Raw genomic sequence first — 17,537 nt, forward strand, 5'->3', positions numbered from 1 at the left:
ACCAGCACGGCCAGATGCACGTCAATGCACCAAATGAGACGTCCACTAAACGGGGTCCACGCGCCCGAAGAGTCCCGCATGGCCCGGCGGGAGCTGGGTGAGGATGCGGCGCAGCAGCGCGTCATCGGTCAACTCCGCGAGCGTGGGCAGTACTGCGGTGACCGCGCGTCGCGCCTCGTCGCGGCGATCGCCTCCGTGCAGAGCCACCGCTTCGACGAAGGCACCGGGCGTCAACGCCTCGCTGACGGCCTCGGCGGCGTTCAGCATGGGTCCGCACTGCTCGGGCAGGAGTCGCGCCAGGTCGGTGCGGTCGTCCCCGACCAGGTGTCCGCCCAGAACCTCCAGGACATGGTGAACGGCCCTCGCGGCCTGCTGCGATCCCTCGTAGCCTCCCCGTGCGGCGACTTGGGCCAGCATCGCGTCCAACGACCCGTCCATGGTGACTCCTTGCTCTCGGTGCGCCTGCGGTCCGCGCCGCGACCCGCTCGTCTTCCAGGGATACGACCGATCGGCCCGTCCCCGCCCGGCACTTGGGCTCGCTCAGATCCGGACCATGCCACGCAGACTGCTGACATCACCGCATCCCGAGCCCAGCAGCCGGCTACGCGTCCCGACGAAGGCCGCTCCCAGGTCCACGCGCTGTGTGCGGCTGAGTCTGCGGCAGGCACCGTTGAGCAGGGTGAGTTCCTCCTCATCCGCGTGGCGGGAGACCACCACGGACAACTGCCTCAGCCGCCAGTCCCATTCGTACGAGCCGATCTCGTCGATGCCCAGCAGGGCGAGCAGCACCATCACGCCGTCGCGGTGTCCGGCCACATCGTGCGCGGCGATGTCCGCGTCGACGCTCTCTCGTTCCTGATGCGTGGTGAGTACGGGGTAGACCACACTCGCCTCGGCCACCCCGTGCGCGACGAACAGATCGGCGAAGTGGTGCAGCGCGGCCCGCCGGTCGGCCTCGATGCTGCGCATCAGCCGGAGCAGGTCCTCCATCGTCCGATGGTCCTCGAGGATCAGCTCGACCACGTCTTGGTTTGTGGACATCGACTGCGCCTCCTCCCTGGAAGTGGGTACCCGGGGGCGCCTACCCCGGACTCCCTTGCCGCCATCCCCCCAATTGCTCCGACTGCCCGCCCCTCGCAGTCCCGGACGGCTCACTGACCGGGTCCTCAGCGGCCAGGAAGATTACGCAGACATATCGCGGGTAACCGGACTGTTCGCCCCGGCGGGACCGCTCGCTACATCGCGACACGTCCGCGCAGTCTCACTGGCTCCGCACAGAGGAGACCCCATGACGAGCGTCAAGGCACGCAAGCGGCGCGGACGCACGTCCGGCACCCGCTGGTACGTACTCAAGCGACGCACTCCCGGTTCCCGCGGCCGCGCCCGCAGCAGGCCAAGTAGATCCAAACGGACCCGCCGCACTTCTCAACAGGGCGACCCTCAACGGACGAACGGCCCTGCACTGCCCGCGGCTCTGCGCGTTCTCGTCATGCTCGCCGCCTTCGCGGCGATGGTGGGGTTCGGGGTGGTGCTCGCCCGACTGACCCTCGAGCCCTCCGTCGCCTCCGCATCGCTGACCCACAGCAACCTGCGCCCCGGGGACTCCATCCGCGACTATCTCGCACAGCCCGAATTCCGCGACACCATCAAGCAGTTGGGCGGGAACCTGCTGCTCGGCGTGCCCTTCGGGGTGCTCCTGCCGGTCCTGCTGCCGCGCACTCGCGGACTGCTCCGGGTCACACTCGCCACGGCCGTGGTGATGGTGCTCGTCGAACTCACCCAGGGCGCGCTGGTCACCGGCAGGACCTTCGACATCGACGATGTCATCCTCAACACCTTCGGGGCGCTCCTGGGTTACGTGCTTCTCGGCCGCCGCCTCGGCCGCGCCGTGCATCCTCGACGGCATCACTGGTGGCACCGCTGGACGCGGCAGGAGATCGCCAAGTCCTGACCTCCCTCCTCTCTCCCGAGGGACAGTCCGGCGGCCTTCTTCAGGTGGCGTACGCAGGTAACCCGACGTGCTGCGCCTGGTGTTCGCAGACGAACGGCCCAGGTGCGCCCATACGCGAGGCCGTGTCGTGGCCGGCTCAGGTCCTGTCGTGCGGCCGGGCCACCTCGCGGGTCCGGGCGGCGAGCAGGGCGATGTCGTCCCCCGACGGGCCGTCGGTGAGCTGGGCCAGGACGTCGTCGAGGATCTTGTGGAGGCTGTCGCGCGGGGACAGCCGCAGCCGGGTCAGCCGCTGCAGGGAAGCATCGATGTCCTCGCCCCGGCGCTCGATGAGGCCGTCGGTGTAGAGCAGCAGGACGCCACCGGGCAGTCCGGGCCGGGTCACGGTGGCGTACTCCCCCAGACCGGTGCCGAGCGGGGGTCCGGCCGGGACCGGAACGATCTGGGGTGGGCCGTCGGGGGTCAGCCGCAGCGGCGGCAGATGACCGGCACTCGCGTAGGTGACGGTGTCGGTGTGCGGGTCGCCGAGGACCAGGAGGCAGGTGGCGACCCGGTCGAAGCCGGACTCGGCGACCATGAGGTCGGCGTAGGTGAGGACATCGTCCAGGGCCAGACCGGATGCGGCCAGGGCGCGCAGCATCGAGCGGTAGTGGCTCATGGCGACGGCGGCCTCCACGCCGTGCCCCATGACATCGCCGATGACCAGCAGGTTGCGGCCCTGGGGCAGGGCGAGCGAGTCGAACCAGTCACCGCCGACCAGGGAGCTGTCGTCGGCGGGCAGATACCGCGAGGCGGTCTCCAGGCCGGGGTGCGGGGCGCTCGGCTCGCTCAGCAGGGCGCGCTGCAGCTCCAGCGCCATGGTGTGTTCGCGGGCGTAGTGGAAGGCCCGTTCCAGCGCACGGGCCGCGCGGGTGGCCAACTCCTCGGCGACCAGGGCGTCTTCAGGGGTGAAGGCCGGGGACGGGCCGGTACGGACCATGGACAGGGTTCCGAGCGGCCGCGACCGGGTGGCCAGCGGAACGACCAGCGCGGAGTGGATGCCCGCCGCGCGATAGCGGCGCAGGCGTTCGGCGTAGGGGCCCGCGACGGCGTCGCCGTCCGGGTCACGCAGGTCCTGCAGCCAGGGCCGGCCCTGTTCCATGGACTTGCGCAGCGGCGAGTCCGCGTCGTAGTCGACAAAGCCACTCGGGCGGGCAAGGTCGCCCAGCGCCTCCTTCAGGGCAAGAGTGGCGCTCAGCGCGGCGCGGCGCAGGCGCATGATGCCGGGCGGTGTGTGGTCCTGCCGGTCGGGCCGGTCCACGGGGTAGAGCTCGACGGCGGCGGCGTCGGCGAGGCCGGGCACGACGAAGTCGGCGAGCTCGGCGCAGGTGGCGTCGACGTCGAGGGTGGTGCCGATGCTCACGGCCGCCGTGTCCAGGAGAGCCATGCGCTGGTGGGCGCGCTCCAGGCCGTGCAGGTACTGGCGCGGCTCGGTGATTTCCAGGCCGATGCCGACCAGGCCGATGACGTTGCCGCGCTCGTCCTCGATGCGGTGATAGGTGCTGCGCCACTCGCGGTGGGCGAACGGGGAGCGGGCCTGGGTGTGGCCGGAGATGACGATCTCGCGAGGGCGGCCGTCCCGCAGGACCTGGCGCAGCGCCTCTGCCGGGCGGTACACGCCGGGGAGGAGGTCGGTGATGGTGCGGCCCATGTGGGCCTCGGCGGGCATTCCGTTCATGCGGGCCAGGTGCGGATTGACGTACAGGTAGCGCAGGTCGGTGTCGAGCACGACAATTCCCGCGGCCGCGCCGTCCACGATCTGCCGCAGCACCCGGTACTCGCGGCCCAACCGGGAAGAGGAAGCGGCCGGGCCCACCGCTGCGAGCAGCGCTTCCGCATCGAAGGTCACGAGCGGCCGCGCGGCGAAGGCGTCCCGGCTCACCGGCCACCTCCTCGACGTTCGTGCGGGGCGGCCGCGCGGTCGGCTGCCCTGCCCGTGCCGCCGGGCCGAGACTCCATGATCCGTCAGGGACGGGCGGCCCGCACGTCCACAGGATCGAACGTTCATTCGCGTTGCGGTGAGGGGCCTCCGCCGGTGTGCACGATCTGGACGAGGCGAGGCCGCACGGCCGACCGCCCCGCAGCTCGTACGCCCCCAACACCGCGGATGGGGAGGGTCATTGACAACAGCAAGAGGTGCGCGCAGGATCCGATCTCGGCCGGTATTTCCCGTACCGAGGGGGTACGTGCTTGAGATCACCGGCGATGGCGGCACATCAGGACCTCAAGGGGGAAATCGCGATGAGCAGCACCGAGGGCGGCAGACACGAGGGATTCTCGGCCGAGGAACGGGCCGCGATGAAAGACCACGCAAAAGAGCTGAAGGCGGAGGCACGCCGCAGCTCGCGCGCGGAGAAGGCGGCGGAGGCGGAGCGGGACGTACTCGCGAAGATCGCCGAGATGCAGGACTCGGACCGGGTCATGGCCGAACGCGTGCACGCCGTCATCACGGCCGGCGCGCCCGGCCTCGCACCGAAACTCTGGTACGGCATGCCCTCCTACGCGCTGGACGGCAAGGTCGTCTGCTTCTTCCAGAGCGCGGAGAAGTTCAAGGCCCGCTACGCGACCCTGGGGTTCAGCGACTTGGCGAAGCTCGACGAGGGCCCGATGTGGCCGGCCGCCTTCGCCCTGACCGAGGTAACACCCGAGGTGGAGGCGCAGATCGTCGCGCTCGTGGAGAAGGCCGTGCGCTGACGGGCGCCCGCCCGGTGAACGCCCCAGGCCTGCAGGGAACTTCTGCTGGGCCCGCAAGCGAAGCCGGCGGCGGAACGCCTTGCTGGTCTGTGATGTCCCTTGACCGGCAGCGTGACGCGGCAGGACTCTCCCCCAAGAGGGCGGCGCTCCGCCGCCGAGGGGGTAGTGATCATGGGCGAGAACCATGGATGGCTGCTGCAGGCGGGAGACTTCCTGCGCGTGGGCGACTGGCTGCTGTGCGGTGACGGCCCCAACGGCAACACCTATGCGGCCGTCATGCAGGGCAACGGGGATCTGCTTCTCTGCTACGCGACAGCGGACGGCAACCCCGACCCGTCGCGGCGCTACTACTCCCTGATCCGGGACAGCGCCCCGGGCCACATGGGGAATCCGAACTTCTACTTCAACCCGGCGCAGACCAACGGCCAGTACTTCACGGTCATGCAGATGGACGGGAACGTCGTGATGTACACGGGGCCCGACCCGGCGCGGTTGAGGCAGGCGTACTGGGCGACCAACACCTCCATCCTCAGGAACAGGGGCGGCTACTGCCTGTCGCTGGGACGCGACGGCAACCTGCGCCTGCACGACGTCGCAGAGGCCGCGGCGGACCCGACGAACCCCGAGGTCACGCCCGTGTTGTGGCAGACCGCGCTGACCTACCCGGCGCAGCGGGCCGCCCGCGGCAACTGCCTGCACACCGACCAGTGGCTGGCCACAGGCGACTACCTGACCTCCGCCAACGGCCGGTTCGCCGCGCTGTTGCGCGACGACGGCAACCTCGTGCTGTGCAGCACCGGCAGCAACCGCACCCCGGACACCAGCCGCATTTACTGGTCGGCCTTCGACCAGGGAGCCAGCCGCAAGGTCGGCACTCCCGCCGGCGCCCCGTACTGCGCCGTGCTGCAGACGGACGAGAACTTCGTTCTCTACAACGGCGGCCGCCCGCCCCACGCCGGAGACAAACCGTCGCCGTACTGGGCGATCAGCAACGTCGGCCGGCCCGCCACCGACTCCGTCGCCGTGCTGCGCGACGACGGGATCCTGGCCGTGCTCCCCGGCACGGACGCCGCCGCCACGGTGAGCCCTCGGTTCCAGACCACCGGGCCGCCGGACGTCCGTACGACGATGAAGGTCAACTGGCCGACGTACGCCAAAGCAGTCGTGCCGATCACGCTCACCAACCTGGGAACCACTCCCTCGGCGCCGGGCGCCATGAAGATCGACGTCAATCTGGTCCAGTTCTTCTCGAACAAGATGGGGGCGGGACCCGACTGCCAGATCACACGCGACGGCGAGCACAGCACCACGTTCGTCTGTCAGGTGCCGGCCATCGCCGCGGGAGCGACCCACACCCGTGAGCTGACCCTGGAGAACCTGTCCCACCAGGCCCCGCGCTACGCCCAGGCCCGTGTCACCACGACGATCCCGGGAGACACCGACCCGTCCAACAACTCCGGGTACACCGACATCACCTTCCGGGGCTAGGGTCTCGGCCGACGCGGCGGGCGCAGCAGTTCGGGGTCGTGGGGCACCTCCGCTCGCGCGGAGGTGCCCCGTCGCCGGGCCCGGGCACCCCATCTGTCGGCGTTGCGGCGCCACTTGAGCCCGAAGCGGGCTGCCCGAACTGCTACGGGCGCGGCAGTGAGGTGTTGGTGACCGGAAGCTTCTGCTGCGCACCCGCCACGTAGAGGTCCCTCGGCGCCGTGCGCAGTTCGAACGTGTCGTCGTAGCCGGAGACGCGCACGGACAGGACGAAGAAGCCGTCCTCCTCGGTGGTCGTCTTCACGTGGGACTCCTGCTCCCAGTAGGTCTGCAGGAAGACCTCGGTGCCTTGGGGCTCGACCCCCTTGGGGAGGGTGACCTTGCCCTGGACGGTGAGGATGTCGCCCGCCTTCACCTTCTTCTTGTTGACCTGGTAACTGACGGAGCTGGGCTTGGCGTTGGCGGCGACGGTGGTGTCCGTGTAGTAGCCGTCCTGCGGGGTGTCGGGGTCGCCGTCCTCGTCGTAGGCGGCCGTGATCTGCACTTTGTGCTGGACGTTGAGGAGGCTGCTGCCACTCACGTGGTCGATGTCGACATCGGGGATGGTGAACTTCCCGTCGGCGTCGGTGACCGGCCTGCCCAGGTCGCGGGGCTCGTAGTAGGTGGGGTCGATCGGGTCGCCCCACGGATTCCAGGTGGTGAAGCGGACGACCTCCTGGATGGTGACGGGGATGTTGGGCGCCGGGGTGCCATCCGCCTTCGTGACGGTGCCGGTGACGTCGACGCGCCGGTTGTCGTAGTCGGTGCTGGTCGGGTTGGTGCTCACGGTCAGCACATAGGCGTTGCCGGTTGAGGCGTCCGCGGGCCGGGCTGTGGCGGCGGGCGCGGACAGCGCGCCTGCGGCGAGCAGGAGTGCGGCGGTGGCGGCAAGCCGCGTGGGCAGGGACTTCCTGGGCACGGGTCAACTCCGAGTTCGGTCGAGACGAGAGGAGTCGCGCCTGGCGGCACCGGTTCCGCCAGGAGTGCGACATGCCAGGTTCGACCGGCGCGGTGGGGCGGGAGTTGTACCTGGGCGGCCGCTGTTACCCGGCTGTGGCAGGAGGTGGGTTTGTCCGGGTTGCGGGTTCACCTGAACGTCGGCCGGAGGTCGCCCCGCATTGCCCTCGGCGGGTACATGGAGGGGGCCGGCGTGGCGGCCGGAGGGGTTCGGCGAGCCGTCCGAGACCCACCCGAACGTTCCGAACGCCTAGAAGAACAGCACCAGTTGGGCCCCGGTGACTGACGCGGCAGCCTGTTGGGAGTCCGTGATCAAACACCCCCGCTCTGCAAAGCGGAACTCGACCATGGATTTAGTCAGACTCGAGTGAACGCGCCACACCTCTCGCGAACGGGTCCGCCCCGGCATCGAGCGCACCGTCGCCGCACCCAAACCACGGGCCCGACAAGCGTCCAGCCGCCCCAGCCGAGACCGGCGCCTCACCCCACCCGCATTCCGCGCTGTAAAGCGGACGCCGCGCACGCCTTATTGCCCATTCACAAGAGCAATTTGGAGTGCGTCCCGCATCGCGGCCGGGCGTTCGCTGAGGAGATATCAGTGCACGACTACCGAACAGAATTCTCCCGGCATGGCCTTGACACGACCATGCCGTGGCCAGAGCATTACTGGCGTTCACCAGTCCGGTGAACACTGCGACGTGGGAGGTTCTTGAATGTCCGCCATCGTCTCCACCCTGAAGCACACGAAGTACATCATGGGCTCCATGGCCGGCGTGCTGTTCACCAATTGCCCCAGCTAGTGGGCTTCCGGGGTGGACGGCGACCCGCCGTCCACCCCGGCCTTTCCGGGCATTCGAACTTCGGCATTTCGGGCGGGGAGAGTCATGTTCGACGCGGGCATCCGGCAGTTCCGGCTGGCATGGGCGATGGTGCTCGGACGCCCGATCAACGTACGATCCGCCGAGAAACTGGTCGCCGACGCCTTGGCGACGCTGGCTGAATTCGGCTCCCCCGGCGAGGACGTCGAGCAGCTGCTGCGCGGTGCCTCCGCAGACCCGCAGATGCGAACCGATCTCACGAACAAGGCAGTGCGCCGCACCGCGAAACGGCTTGCGGCCAAGTCGGCCTTCTACGCCGAACAGTTCAAAGCCGCCGGCATCGACCCGGCGACACTGGACATCGACAACATCACCGCGGTGCCGGTGACCACCAAGACCGATCTGGTCAAACGCGCCGACGATTTCCTGTGCAGCGAGCCGTTTCTCGCCTCCCGGACCACGGGGACGACAGGACGCCCCGCAGAGGTCTGGTACTCCGCGTACGAAGAGCGCCTGTGGCCCGCCCTGGTGGCCCTCTCCCAGATCCTTCGCGGCAACGTCCGCACCACTGATCTGATGCAGTTCAACGTGAGTTCACGCGCCACCGGCACGTCGTACGCCGAAATGCAGGTGGCCCGTCTGGCCGGCGCGGCCATCCGCATGGTCGGCCTGGTGCCGCCCGCCGAGACCCTCGACCTGATGACCGGCACGGACGCCAGCGCGCCCACCCTGATGGTCACTTACCCCAGCTACCTCGGCCGGCTGATCACCGAGGCACGTGAACGCGGCCTCGGACCCGACGACTTCAGGCTGCGCGCCATCAACGTCGGCAGCGAGGTGCTCTCGCCCGCCCTCGCCAAGGCGGCCGCCGACACCTTCGGCGCCCGCATCAACGACGGCTACGGCATGACCGAACTCACCCCGATGGCCGGCGCGATCTGCCGGCAGCAGCATCTGCACATCGACTCCAGCATCGGCCTGGTCGAGGTGTGCGACCTGGAGACCGGCGAACGGGCCGAACCGGGCGCCCTCGGCACGATCGTGGCGACGCCCTTCTACCCGTACCGGGAGTGCATGCCGCTGTTCCGCTACGACACCCGTGACCTGGTGCGCCGCCTTCCCGACGGGCCACTGGACTGCGAGATGGCGAACGTGCCGGCGACCTCGCACGTCCTCGGCAAGGCCGATCATGTGCTGCGCACGGCCGACGGCGTGGTGACACCACGCGATGTGATCGAGGTCCTGGACGCCCTGCCAGGGGTCCAGTGGCCGGTGCGGCACCGGGCCACCGTCGTCGACGGCAAACTGCGGATCGAGCTGCCCAGGTCGCAGTCCGGCGACTGGGACCGCGCCGACGTGATCGCCCGCTTCGCCGCCGCGGGCATGGACACCGACCTCGACATCGTGGACGTCGACGGCCGCGAACTACGGCGCTACCGCTGCGACTTGACCGAGAGCAGCTTCACGAGGAGGACCGCGTGAGCGGCGCACAGCACGCCTTCTTCATCCTTGTCACGCTGGGCATCTCGGTGGGCGTCGCGCTCGCGGGCGTCGCGTTCTTCCGCCGGTTCACCCTGCCGCGGCCGGCCGTCGGCGCGTTCAACGGCAACGACATGGTCATCATGATGGCCTTCGTCGTCGCGCTGCCTTTCCTCTATCTCGCCCTGCCCGGCTGGCTGTTGCCGTTCTTCCTCGGCCTGACCCTGATCGGCGGCCTCGCGGTCACCTGGGGTGCGGTGATCCGGCCCGGCCGGCTGCGGTGGCTGCTCATCCTCGGCCTGACGATCGCCGACTGGATCACCGCACGCGCCGCCGAGAACGACCCCACCAACGCCACGCCCTACTGGCTGGTCAACAGCATCATGATCGTGATGATGGCGGTCGGCGCGGCCAACATGAACGCCCAGGGCGGCCTGCAATTGCGCCACGTGTCCCGGTTCGCACTCGCCCTGGCCGTGTACGACATCTTCTTCGCCACCGTCGTGCCGATCACCCAGAAGCTGTTCAACGCGGTGCAGGGCTACGCCTACGCCCCCTCGGCGGGCATCCGCATCGGGGACCTCGGGGCCGTCGTGGGCATGGGTGATCTCCTGGTGTACGCGCTGTACACCACCGTCGCGTACAAGTCGTACGGGCGGCGGGGACTGGCCGTCGCACTGGGCCTCGTCGCCGTCTTCGGCGGTCTGCTGCCCCCGATGACACCGCTCCTCGTCGAGGCACTCACCGGCGAGCTGCCGACCATGATTCCCGCCCAGATCTACTTCGGTCCCGCTGCCTTCGTGGGCTATCTCGTCCTGCGCCGCAGCGGCCCGGAACGCCGCATGATCGACGTCCGGCCCCCGGCGGCAGCCGCGGCGGCGGCGTAGGGACTTTCGGCATCACGCCCTGGGACTTTCGCGTCACCCACAGCGGTAAAGCATTGTTAATGTTCTTGGTGCGACAGGAAATCGCCGCTGGATAGCGGTAGATCCTGGCGTACGTCCCCGTATACGGGAGCGGCAAGAGAAAGTAGTACCAGCGTCGGCGCCCCTGCCCGGGCAGCCCCCTATGACGCGAGGGCAATCCCAGTCGAGAAATCCTGGGTTCCCGGTGCTGCGAAATCGATCTTACTGAGGCGATGTCTCCGGGAGCCCCTGTCCGGAACGGAATCACTCATGTCTGATCTTGAGCGCAACAAGCAGGTCGTCGTCGACTATTACCGGACGGCATTCGGCGGCAATCCGCAAAAGGCGATCGCCGACCACTTCGGGCCCGCATACATCCAGCACAACCCCGATGCCGAGGACGGCCCGGAGGCGTTCATCGGCTTCGTTTCCTGGCTGCGCGGCGAATACCCGGACCTGAAGCTCGACATCAAGCGCGTCATCGCCGAAGGCGACATGGTCGTCACCCACTCCCACCTGGACCTGGAGCCGAACAACCCGGACAACCCCGGCCGCGCGCTGGCGGATTACTTCCGCCTGGACAATGGCAAGGTCATCGAGCACTGGGACGTCATCCAGGACGTGCCGGCCAAGTCGGCGAATCCCAACGGCATGTTCTGAGCCTGGTGCGGCCATGACCGCCTGACGCCGCTCGCACCGCGGGTGCCGCCGCCGAGATCGCAGCGGCGGCGGCACCCGCACCCGAGGGGTGACCGGTCCGCAACGGATCTTCTACGCTGCCCCTGTGCTGTCACCCCACGAACTGACCCCCGCCGAACGTGAGTTGTGGGACGCATTTCCCGCTGGGCGCCTGGTGGATCTGCGTACGGGAGTGGCCGAGGACGACGATCCGGGCGCCGGTGAACGCTGGGGCGTCGAGCGAGCGGTGCGGGCCGAGGTCCTGGTCGCGCTGCTCCTCGGCGCCAACGAGCGCACCGAACACGCGGTGGCCGCCCTGCGGCTCGCCGGAGCGCGGATCACCGGCCGGCTCTTCCTCGACGAGGCGGAGGTGGCGCATTCGCTGTGGCTGGAGGGGTGCTGGTTCGACGAGGAGGTCAGCATGACCGGGGCGGCCACCCGAACCCTCAGCTTCCAGAACTGCCGGATGCGCCGCTTCGACGCGCGCCTGATCCGCGTAGGCGGCCGCTTCATCCTGGAGCACTCGGTGGTCAACGGCCAGCTCTCGCTCATCGACGCCAGAGTCGCGGGATCCCTGCACTTGAGCAGCAGCACCTTGTCGCTGCCCGGTGACTGGGCCCTGTTCGCCGGCGGCCTGGAACTCGGCGGCGCCCTCTTCGCTCGCAGGGGCTTCACCGTGCACGGCGGGACCCGCCTCGTCGGCGCCCAACTGCCCGGGCTGCTCCTCGAAGGGGCGAGCCTGGGTGAGGGGTTCGGCCACTCCCTCTACGCCGACAAGGCAGAGATCATGACGCTCGTCTGCACGGACGGCTTCACCGCCGAGGCGACCATCTCGCTGCGGGGCGCCCACATCACCGACCTGCTCACGTTCGACACCGCCAGGCTCAACGGCAAAGACCTGGCCCTGGACTGCGCCCGCGCCCGCATCGGCGACCTCCAGTTCACCCCGGCAACCCGCCCCCCGGGCGCCGTCGACCTGCGAGACGCGCAGGTCGGCGTGGTGCGCGACCGACATGGGGCCTGGCCCGAGGCCTTCCATCTGCAGGGCCTGACGTACGACACCTTGCAGTTCGACGCGGGCGCGGGAGTGCCGGACGACGTGACCCTGCGGGTCGGCTGGCTCCGCAAGGCCTCCGGCTACGCCCCACAGCCGTACGAACAACTCGCGGGCTGGTACCGGAAGATCGGCAACGACACGGACGCCCGCCGGGTCCTCTTGGAGAAGCACCGCCACCGCCGGCGCACGCTGCCACTCGCCGGACGCGTCTGGGGACACATCCTGGACGTCACCGTCGGCTACGGCTACCGGCCCTGGCGGGCCGGCGCCTGGCTCCTCGCCCTCACCCTCCTCGGCTCCCTGGTGTTCCAGTACCAGGACAGGACCCCCCGCAACCCCGGCCAGACCTCGCCCTTCCACCCCGTGGCCTACACCCTCGACTTGCTGATCCCCATCGGCGGCCTGGGCCAGCGCAATTCCTGGTACTGGGAGTCGACTCCGGCGCAGTGGCTCGCGTACGCCCTGATCGCAGCGGGCTGGCTCCTGACCACGGCGGTCGTGGCGGGCGTGACCCGGCAGCTGAACCGAACCTGACGGGCGCAGCGGGCGGCTGAAAAGCACCTGAAGAGCGCTTCGCCGAGGACTGGGCACCGGCCATCTTGGCAGCGCATGGCGTACGTCCAGACAGAGCAACGCACAACGCGAAGCGCGGCAAGGTGGGCAGAGATGGCGGGTGATCATCTCAGCCCTGCGCGCTCGCCCACGAGCTGCCCTCCGTGTCTCCCGTCTCGCCCGCTCCCTTGCCCTCGGCCTTGCCGCACTCTCCCTGCCGCTCGCCGCGTCGACGCCGGCCTCCGCGACCGTGCACTCCCCCGCGTACGCCGCCCGCAGCGCCCAGGATCCGGTGTCCGACGCGAAGCGTCTCGCGACGCCGAACCTCGCGGGCGCCAACGACTGGTCCTGCAGGCCGAGTGCGCAGCATCCGCGTCCGCTGATCCTCGTGCACGGCACGATCGCCGACGGCAGCGTGTGGGCGAAGACGGCTCCGCAGTACAAGAAGGCGGGCCACTGCGTGTTCTCGCTCGACTACGGCAAGGGGGGCGGAGTGCTGGGCCTGTTCCTGGGCGGGACGGCCCCCATCGCCAACTCGGCCAAGCAGTTGCGGGTGTTCGTCGACGGCGTGCTCGCCGCGACGGGTGCCTCGCAGGTCGACATCGTCGGGCACTCGCAGGGCGGCATGATGCCCCGTCAGTACATGAAGTTCGAGGGCGGCACTCCCAAGGTGCACACCCTGGTCGGCCTCGGCCCGTCCAACCACGGTTCGCAGTCACCGGTCGTGGCGGGCCTGCTCAAGGACCAGCCGTGGCTCGCCGCACTGCTCAACCTGCTCGGCACCACCGTGTCGGATCTGACCTGCCCGGCCTGCGGTGAGCAGACCGCCGGCTCGGCGTTCCTGACGAAGCTCAACGAGGGCGGTGACACGCTGCCGGGCGTCTCGTACACGGTGATCGCCACTCGCTACGACCTCGGCATCACGCCGTACAACGGCCAGTACCTCCGGGGCCCGGAGGTGTCCAACATCCTGCTGCAGGACATCTGCCCGTGGAATCTGGCGACGCACGCCACCCTCGACGAGGATCCGCTCGCCCTGCGCCTGGCGCTCAACGCCCTGGACCCCGAGCACGCGGTGAAGCCGGTCTGCTGAGAGCGGCCCCGGTCCGGCCCGTCGTCGGCCGGATTGACATGCAACCAAATGGTTGCCAATCTGGTGGAGAGGGGGTTGGACGGTATGGACGAGGTATTCAAGGCGATCGCGGACGCGAGCCGAAGGCGACTCCTTGACCGGCTGAACGAGCGGACCGGGCAGAGCCTGCGCGAGCTGTGCGCGGGACTGGACATGACCCGGCAGGCGGTGTCCAAGCACCTGACGGTGCTGGAGGGCGCGGGCCTGGTGACTGCGGTCCGGCACGGCCGGGAGCGGCTGCACTACCTCAACCCCGTACCGATTCAAGACATTGCCGACCGCTGGATCGGCCAGTACGAGCGAGGTCGGATGACCGCGCTCAGCAACCTGAAGAACGCCCTGGAAGGAACGGCGATGGCCAAGCCCGAGTACGTCTACACGATCTACATCCACACCACTCCCGAGAAGCTCTGGGCGGGTCTGACCAGCCCAGAATTCCTCAAGCAGTACCACGGCGGCTGGGCGCCCTCCTCGGACTGGAAGGTCGGCTCGAAGGTGCTGTGGCCCGTCGAGGACGGCGGCGAACCGCAGGACCTCGGCCAGGTCGTCACCGCGGCGGAGCCCGGCAAGCGGCTCGCCTACACCTGGCACACGCTGCAGCCGGTGCACCAGGAGATGTTCGGCATGAGCGACGCGGAGTTCGCCGAGGCGGTCAAGGAACGCTCGAAGGTCACTTTCGACATCGAGCCGGCCGAGGAACCGGAGATGGGCCTGAAGCTGACCATCACCCACGACGGCTTCACCTCGGCCGACTCCAAGATGCTCGAGGGCGTCAGCGGCGGCTGGACCATGATGATGTCGGAGCTCAAGACGATCCTCGAGAAGGCTTGAGCGCCTTCGGGCGGGGGTCTGCCATGAAGTGACGGCCCGCCCCCTGGCAGCCGGGCCCCGCCGGGCTCAGGAAGCGTCTTGGGTGGCGAAGTCGGGAAGTTCGGTGGACAGCAGGTCCTCGGCGCCATGGTCGAGGGCCTGCTGCATTTCGATGGAGCGGGGCAGCATGGTCTTCTCGTAGGCGCGGATGGCGTCGTCGACGCTGTTGCTGTTGACCACGGCGAGGGCGAGCTCGCCGGCGTCCAGCATGGCGAGGTTGACACCGACACCGAGCGGGGGCATGAGGTGGGCCGCGTCGCCGAGGAGGGTGACGGTGGGATTGTGGTCCCAAGTGTGCGGAACGGACAGGGCGTTGATGGGGCGGTCGACGTAAAGGCCGTCGTTGTCGGTGATCAGGCGGCGCAGGGCCGGTGACCAGTCGCGGTACTGCTCCAGGAGGTGGGCGCGGATGGCGCCGGTGTCCTTGATGGTCAGGCCGTTCGCGGTGATCCAGTCGGCGGGTACGCGCTGGATGATGTAGACCCGGATGTGATCGCCGCTGTTGCGCTGGGCGAACAAGCCCCGTTCGCCGTCGGCTGCGGAGGCGCCGCCCTGGCCGACGAGGGCGGCGATCTCGGGGTGACGGGTTTCGACGTCGTGGAACCAGCCTTCGAGGAAGCTGACGCCGGTGTATTCGGGAAGCGCCGGGGAAATGGCGCGGCGGACCCTGGACCAGGCACCGTCGGCGCCGATGACGAGATCGGCTTCGACGGTGGTGCCGTCGGCGAAGCTCAGCCGGCGGGGGCCGGCTTCGGGGCCGTCGACGGAGCGCAGGGTGTGACTCCAACGGACGGTGCCGGGCTGGAGTGAGTTCAGGAGGAGGTCGCGGAGGTCTCCTCGGTCGATCTCCGGCTTGAAGCATTCGCCCTCTTCGGGCATGTGATGGAAGAGGGTCGTGCCGTTCGGGTTCAGCCGGCGCATCTCCTGCCCCTCGGGGCGGGACAGGCGGAAGAACTCATCCAGGAGTCCGGCTTCGCGCAGTGCGATCTGGCCGTTGTCCTCGTGCAGGTCCAGGGTGCCGCCCTGGTTGCGGGCGTCGGGGCCGGCTTCCCGGTCGTGGACGGTGACGGTGATGCCGTGGCGCTGGAGGATCCTTGCGCAGGTCAGGCCGCCGGGGCCGGCGCCGATGATGGCGATGCGAGGGGTGCGGGGGGTGTTCATGGTGGTGCTCCGTTCATGTCGTGCGGCACGGTGCTGCCGTACTCGCGGTGGTGTCAGTTGTTCGCGCCGACGGCGACGCTCTCGGGGCTGTCGGCGGGTGCGGGCGGGCCGGCCTTCTTCAGAGGGACTTCGATGACGAAGAGCGCGGCGATGAAGGCGAGTGCGCAGACGATCGCCGCGGTGAGGAAGATGTGGCTGGTGCCGTCCGTGACCGCGCCGAGGTAGGCGTCCTTGGCGCCGGCGGTCAGGTTCCGCACGGCGTTCGGGCCGGTGTCACCGCCGGCAGGCAGAGTGGGCTGGACGGCGCGGGTGAACAGCGAGCCGAAGACGGCGACACCGAGGGAGCCGCCCAGGGTGCGGAAGAGGTTGACCGAGCTCATGGCCGCGCCCATGTCGCGCATGGAGACGCTGTTCTGGGCGATGGTGCCGGCCATCTGCATGGTGAAGCCGAGGCCGATGCCGACGAGGACCATGTACAGGCTGGTCAGCAGGAACGAGGTGTGGGTGTCCATGGTGGCCAGCAGGCCGAGCCCGGCGGTGAGGAAGAGGGTGCCGGCGATGGGGAACATCTTGTACTTGCCGGTGGCGGACATGACCTTGCCCGCGATGGTCGAGACGATGACGACGGGGATCATCATCGGGAGCATCAGCAGGCCGGAGTTGGTGGCGGAGGCGCCCTGGACCGTCTGTTGGAACAGCGGCAGGTAGAGGCCCGCGCCGAACATGACCACACCGGCGGCGAGGATCATCACCATCGCGAGCGGGTAGTTGCGGTGGCCCGTGAAGACGCTCAGCGGCAGGAGCGGCTCGCCGGCGCGCTTCTCGACCAGGATGAACAGGGTCAGGCCCGCGAGCGCGGTGGCGCCGAGGGACAGGATCTGCCAGGAGCCCCAGGCGTAGGTGCTGCCGGCCCAGGTGGCGGCCAGGACGATCGCGGTGATGGCGACGGTGAGTGTGGCGATGCCCGCCCAGTCGATCTTCGCTTGGATGCGCTGGGCGGGGATGTGCAGCTTGCGCCACAGCCACACCAGGGCGACCAGGCCGAGGGGGAGGTTGATGTAGAAGGCCCAGCGCCAGTCGAAGTGGCCGGTGACGAACCCGCCGAGCAGGGGGCCGCCGATCGTGCCGATGGCCATGACCGAGGCGGTCATGCCCTGGTACTTGCCGCGCTCACGCGGCGGCACGAGGGCGCCGATCAGGGCGAAGGCGCCCGCGCCGATACCGCCGGCGCCGATGCCCTGCACCACGCGGAAGGCGATCAGCGCGCCCATGGACTGGGAGGTCCCGCACAGGGCGGACCCGACGATGAACACGGCGATGGACGCCAGATACGTGGGCTTGCGACCGAAGAGATCGCCGAACTTCCCCCAGATCGGGGTGGTGACGGCGGTGACGAGTGTGTAGGCGGTGACGACCCAGGAGATGTGTTCCAGGCCGCCGAGGTCGCCGACGATCGTGGGCATCGCGGTGCTGACGACCATGTTGTCGAGCATCGACAGCAGCATCGCGAGCATGACGCCGAGCAGCACCCAGCGCACGTCTTTCGGCACGGCTGTGCGGGCGGCGGAGGGGAGGGAGGCAGTCGCGGACATGACTGATCACTCCTTTCGGACAGGAAGGGGGAAGGGAGGGGGCGGGTAGTGATCCGAAGCCCGCCATTTCAGAAAAACACAACAGCCCAATAAGTGCAACAAGTCAACTTTTGAATCTGCATAACCAAAGA

General features: G+C 69.0%; 15 protein-coding genes. 9 read left to right on the forward strand and 6 right to left on the reverse strand.

Features of this window, described 5'->3' with window-relative positions; translation table 11 throughout:
* Positions 1-45: 45 nt before the first annotated feature.
* Together OG430_RS02530 and OG430_RS02535 are read right to left on the reverse strand one after the other, a co-directional pair.
* Entirely contained in the window at positions 46-438 is a 393-nt protein-coding gene (locus OG430_RS02530) for a DUF2267 domain-containing protein (RefSeq protein WP_327350702.1), read from the reverse strand.
* Positions 439-540: 102 nt separating this feature from the next.
* On the reverse strand, positions 541-1,041 hold the full coding sequence (locus OG430_RS02535) for a hemerythrin domain-containing protein (RefSeq protein ID WP_327350703.1): 501 nt from the start codon (positions 1,039-1,041) through the stop codon (positions 541-543).
* A 247-nt stretch (positions 1,042-1,288) separates the two neighbouring features.
* On the opposite strand from OG430_RS02535, the gene OG430_RS02540 reads away from it, so the two are divergent.
* Positions 1,289-1,951 carry a VanZ family protein gene (locus tag OG430_RS02540; protein WP_327350704.1) on the forward strand — a complete coding sequence of 221 codons (663 nt, stop codon included), beginning with the start codon at positions 1,289-1,291 and terminating at the stop codon, positions 1,949-1,951.
* A gap of 136 nt (positions 1,952-2,087) precedes the next feature.
* Here OG430_RS02540 and OG430_RS02545 read toward each other — a convergent pair whose 3' ends face one another.
* Positions 2,088-3,869: a SpoIIE family protein phosphatase gene (locus tag OG430_RS02545; protein WP_327350705.1), complete on the reverse strand. Its 1,782-nt coding sequence runs from the start codon at positions 3,867-3,869 to the stop codon at positions 2,088-2,090.
* Positions 3,870-4,228: 359 nt separating this feature from the next.
* Between OG430_RS02545 and OG430_RS02550 the strand changes: the two genes are divergently transcribed.
* Together OG430_RS02550 and OG430_RS02555 are read left to right on the forward strand one after the other, a co-directional pair.
* Positions 4,229-4,681, forward strand: a complete 453-nt coding sequence (locus OG430_RS02550; RefSeq protein ID WP_327350706.1) for an iron chaperone — start codon at positions 4,229-4,231, stop codon at positions 4,679-4,681.
* A gap of 171 nt (positions 4,682-4,852) precedes the next feature.
* Positions 4,853-6,169: a hypothetical protein gene (locus OG430_RS02555; protein ID WP_327350707.1), complete on the forward strand. Its 1,317-nt coding sequence runs from the start codon at positions 4,853-4,855 to the stop codon at positions 6,167-6,169.
* A 142-nt stretch (positions 6,170-6,311) separates the two neighbouring features.
* Here the strand turns inward: OG430_RS02555 and OG430_RS02560 are convergent, their stop codons facing one another.
* Positions 6,312-7,124: an acyl carrier protein gene (locus OG430_RS02560; protein ID WP_327350708.1), complete on the reverse strand. Its 813-nt coding sequence runs from the start codon at positions 7,122-7,124 to the stop codon at positions 6,312-6,314.
* A 922-nt stretch (positions 7,125-8,046) separates the two neighbouring features.
* Here OG430_RS02560 and OG430_RS02565 point away from each other — a divergent pair.
* The 6 genes from OG430_RS02565 (at position 8,047) to OG430_RS02590 (ending at position 14,614) form a co-directional block, all read left to right on the forward strand.
* A complete protein-coding gene (locus tag OG430_RS02565) occupies positions 8,047-9,462 on the forward strand; it encodes a phenylacetate--CoA ligase family protein (protein WP_327350709.1) in 1,416 nt (471 codons plus the stop codon).
* Positions 9,459-10,346: a hypothetical protein gene (locus OG430_RS02570; protein ID WP_327350710.1), complete on the forward strand. Its 888-nt coding sequence runs from the start codon at positions 9,459-9,461 to the stop codon at positions 10,344-10,346. Before OG430_RS02565 ends, OG430_RS02570 begins: the two co-directional genes overlap by 4 nt.
* Positions 10,347-10,634: 288 nt before the next feature.
* On the forward strand, positions 10,635-11,024 hold the full coding sequence (locus OG430_RS02575; protein WP_327350711.1) for a nuclear transport factor 2 family protein: 390 nt from the start codon (positions 10,635-10,637) through the stop codon (positions 11,022-11,024).
* Positions 11,025-11,148: 124 nt separating this feature from the next.
* On the forward strand, positions 11,149-12,633 hold the full coding sequence (locus OG430_RS02580; RefSeq protein ID WP_327350712.1) for an oxidoreductase: 1,485 nt from the start codon (positions 11,149-11,151) through the stop codon (positions 12,631-12,633).
* Positions 12,634-12,772: 139 nt separating this feature from the next.
* Positions 12,773-13,744 (forward strand): esterase/lipase family protein, encoded by a 972-nt coding sequence (locus tag OG430_RS02585; protein ID WP_327350713.1) that lies wholly within the window; start codon positions 12,773-12,775, stop codon positions 13,742-13,744.
* 84 nt (positions 13,745-13,828) lie between these two features.
* Positions 13,829-14,614, forward strand: coding sequence for an ArsR/SmtB family transcription factor (locus OG430_RS02590; RefSeq protein WP_327350714.1), 786 nt, complete (start codon positions 13,829-13,831; stop codon positions 14,612-14,614).
* A 66-nt stretch (positions 14,615-14,680) separates the two neighbouring features.
* On the opposite strand, the gene OG430_RS02595 is transcribed toward OG430_RS02590, so the two are convergent.
* Together OG430_RS02595 and OG430_RS02600 are read right to left on the reverse strand one after the other, a co-directional pair.
* Positions 14,681-15,814: an FAD-dependent oxidoreductase gene (locus OG430_RS02595; protein ID WP_327350715.1), complete on the reverse strand. Its 1,134-nt coding sequence runs from the start codon at positions 15,812-15,814 to the stop codon at positions 14,681-14,683.
* Between the two features lie 53 nt (positions 15,815-15,867).
* Complete coding sequence (locus OG430_RS02600; RefSeq protein ID WP_327350716.1) at positions 15,868-17,406, reverse strand: MDR family MFS transporter; 1,539 nt, start codon at positions 17,404-17,406, stop codon at positions 15,868-15,870.
* Between the last annotated feature and the right edge of the window lie 131 nt (positions 17,407-17,537).

It is taken from the genome of Streptomyces sp. NBC_01304, assembly GCF_035975855.1.
In the GTDB taxonomy this organism is placed as follows: Bacteria; Actinomycetota; Actinomycetes; order Streptomycetales; family Streptomycetaceae; genus Streptomyces.

Excerpts from the sequence above, each read along its gene's own strand:
- OG430_RS02590 (WP_327350714.1), top strand. The coding sequence starts at position 13,829 with ATGGACGAGGTATTCAAGGCGATCGCGGACGCGAGCCGAAGGCGACTC.
- OG430_RS02595 (WP_327350715.1), bottom strand. The coding sequence starts at position 15,814 with ATGAACACCCCCCGCACCCCTCGCATCGCCATCATCGGCGCCGGCCCC.
- OG430_RS02530 (WP_327350702.1), bottom strand. The coding sequence starts at position 438 with ATGGACGGGTCGTTGGACGCGATGCTGGCCCAAGTCGCCGCACGGGGA.
- OG430_RS02555 (WP_327350707.1), top strand. The coding sequence starts at position 4,853 with ATGGGCGAGAACCATGGATGGCTGCTGCAGGCGGGAGACTTCCTGCGC.
- OG430_RS02535 (WP_327350703.1), bottom strand. The coding sequence starts at position 1,041 with ATGTCCACAAACCAAGACGTGGTCGAGCTGATCCTCGAGGACCATCGG.
- OG430_RS02600 (WP_327350716.1), bottom strand. The coding sequence starts at position 17,406 with ATGTCCGCGACTGCCTCCCTCCCCTCCGCCGCCCGCACAGCCGTGCCG.
- OG430_RS02565 (WP_327350709.1), top strand. The coding sequence starts at position 8,047 with ATGTTCGACGCGGGCATCCGGCAGTTCCGGCTGGCATGGGCGATGGTG.
- OG430_RS02540 (WP_327350704.1), top strand. The coding sequence starts at position 1,289 with ATGACGAGCGTCAAGGCACGCAAGCGGCGCGGACGCACGTCCGGCACC.
- OG430_RS02575 (WP_327350711.1), top strand. The coding sequence starts at position 10,635 with ATGTCTGATCTTGAGCGCAACAAGCAGGTCGTCGTCGACTATTACCGG.
- OG430_RS02550 (WP_327350706.1), top strand. The coding sequence starts at position 4,229 with ATGAGCAGCACCGAGGGCGGCAGACACGAGGGATTCTCGGCCGAGGAA.